This window comes from Mesorhizobium sp. M1E.F.Ca.ET.063.01.1.1 (genome assembly GCF_003998155.1).
Classification (GTDB): Bacteria; Pseudomonadota; Alphaproteobacteria; order Rhizobiales; family Rhizobiaceae; genus Mesorhizobium.
In genome coordinates this window covers 1-2,080 of the sequence record NZ_RZSC01000917.1, presented here as the reverse complement: position 1 = coordinate 2,080, position 2,080 = coordinate 1, and the positions used below count along the sequence as shown (strand labels likewise).

Sequence of the window (2,080 nt, the reverse complement as noted above, 5' to 3'; positions counted from 1 at the left end):
CCCCTCATCCGTCTCGGCGCTGCGCGCCGATCCACCTTCTCCCGCAAGGGGAGAAGGAAAAGGCGCCTACAGCTCCAGATTCCAGGTCTGGCCGACCAAGTCCTTGCCGAAGGAATGGTGGCGCTCTTCTTCCACCAGCTTGAAGCCCGCCGCCTGGTAGATGCGGCGGGCCGAGCCCAGTATGTCGTTGGTCCACAGCGTCAGCGTCTTGTAGCCCTTGGCGCGCGCGAAGGCGACGCATTCGTCGACCAGCCGCCGGCCGATGCCGAGGCCGCGCGCCGACGGCTCGACATAGAGCAGCCTGAGCTTCGCCACCTTGGGCGATTTGCGCATGACGAAAACCGAGCCGACCACCTCGCCTTCACGTTCGGCGATCCAGCCGCGCTCCCATTGCGGGACGAAGTTCTTGACGAACTCGCCGAGGATCTCGGCGACGAGCGCCTCGTAGGTTTCGTCCCAGCCATAGTCCTGCGCGTACAGCAGGCCCTGGCGATGCGTGATCAAGCCGATGTCGCCGACCTGCAGCGGTCGCAGGATGTAAGGCACCTTGGGTTCGGGCTTGTCGCCGAGCAGGTCCTGTACCGTGCGCATCGCCTTGACCAACCGCTCCTGGTCGGCGGGCGCGAGACGATCGAGCAGCGTCCGCACCTGGTCATGCGAATCCTGGTTGAGCGGCGCGAAGGCGTCCCTGCCCGCGGGCGTGAGCGCGATCGGCGAGCGCCGCGCATCGGCCTCGGAAGCGATGCGCTCGACCAGGCCGCGCTCCTCTAATTTCTGCAGCAGACGGCTGACATAGCCTGGGTCGAGGCCGAGGTCGCGCACGAGATCGGTGGCGACGAGCCCGTTGCGATGGGCAAGCTCGTAAAGCACCCGCGCCTCGGTCAGCGAGAACGGGCTTTTCAGCAACCCTTCGTCGAGCAGGCCGATCTGGCGAGTGTAGAAACGGTTGAAGGCGCGCACGGCGTCGATGCGTTGCTTGCCCGGGTGATCGTGGATGGTCATGGATGTTCCTCCTGCCCTGCTCAGGATCAACCATTTAGTTGACTTAGTCAATAAATCGATCAGTGGAGCTTCACAATCTTGCGAGGTTCCACTCGTCATTGACGCCGGATACGGTGAGGTGGACGCGGAGATAGTGTGATGGAAAACATTCGACCCATTAAGACCGAAGCCGACTACGACTGGGCGATTGCTGAGATCACCCACTATTTCGAGAATGAACCGGCCATCGGCAGCCCGGAAGCCGACCGCTTCGACGTGCTGGCATCCCTTACGGAGGCTTATGAAGCCAAGCATTATCCGATTGAGACGGCGGCGAGATAAGCACCCTCACCCCATCGGAAGTGTCGGCCAGAACTCCACGATTCGGCCATCGGAAAACACTGCAATCGCCCCGAAATGCTGCAGCACCGCCTCACTCTGCGTCGGCCGCAGGAAGGCGTAGTCTCCGGGCTTCACATTCGCCCCGGCCGGCAGGCCCATGAACTGTTGGTTGGACGATAGCCCGACCAGGCCATTCGGTTTCATGCCTTTGGGGAACACCGGCTCGGCCATCCACTTGCCGCCGTAGAGATAGCAGCCCTTGCGCGGGAAGAGGCCGAGCGCCTGCAGCGTGCGGGAAACCGCTGCCGGGCCGGGCAGCACCGGATCGAGCGCCTTCAGGATCGACGTCGCAATGAAGGCGGCCGGCTGGAAGCCGTCTAGGCCGGGCGTGTCGAAATCCTTGGGCAGCACGAAGGCCGAGCCGATCGAGACTTCGTTGGCCACGCCTGAGCCATGCAACAGCGCCGTCCTGGATCCGCCGATGTTGAGGATGCGGCGCTGGTCCGGTCCGAGGACGGCGACGAATTCGGCGGCTTTCGCCGATGCCTGCTTCAGCGCCTTGGCCGCGCCGCCGAACAAGCCGGGGATTTCCGGCGCATGCGCCTCATAGGCCATGATGCCTTCGCAGCGCAGGCCCTTCGGGATCGTCAGCGCCTTGATCTCGGCGGGACTGGAAAAGCCGCCGCGGTGCAGCCCGACATCGACCTCGAAGGCGAAACGCAATTCGGCATCGAGCGCGGCGGCTAAAGCGCCATAC

General features: G+C 63.9%; 3 protein-coding genes. 1 reads left to right on the top strand and 2 read right to left on the bottom strand.

Translation table 11 applies throughout. From position 1 onward, the window contains the following. Window positions 1–66: 66 nt before the first annotated feature. On the bottom strand, window positions 67–1,002 hold the full coding sequence (locus EOA29_RS34240; protein WP_127222249.1) for a bifunctional helix-turn-helix transcriptional regulator/GNAT family N-acetyltransferase: 936 nt from the start codon (window positions 1,000–1,002) through the stop codon (window positions 67–69). Window positions 1,003–1,140: 138 nt separating this feature from the next. Between EOA29_RS34240 and EOA29_RS34235 the strand changes: the two genes are divergently transcribed. After that, complete coding sequence (locus tag EOA29_RS34235; protein ID WP_126094440.1) at window positions 1,141–1,323, top strand: transcriptional regulator; 183 nt, start codon at window positions 1,141–1,143, stop codon at window positions 1,321–1,323. 6 nt (window positions 1,324–1,329) lie between these two features. Here the strand turns inward: EOA29_RS34235 and EOA29_RS34230 are convergent. After that, a partial coding sequence (locus EOA29_RS34230) for an alanine racemase (RefSeq protein ID WP_127222248.1) occupies window positions 1,330–2,080 on the bottom strand: 751 nt, incomplete at its 5' end.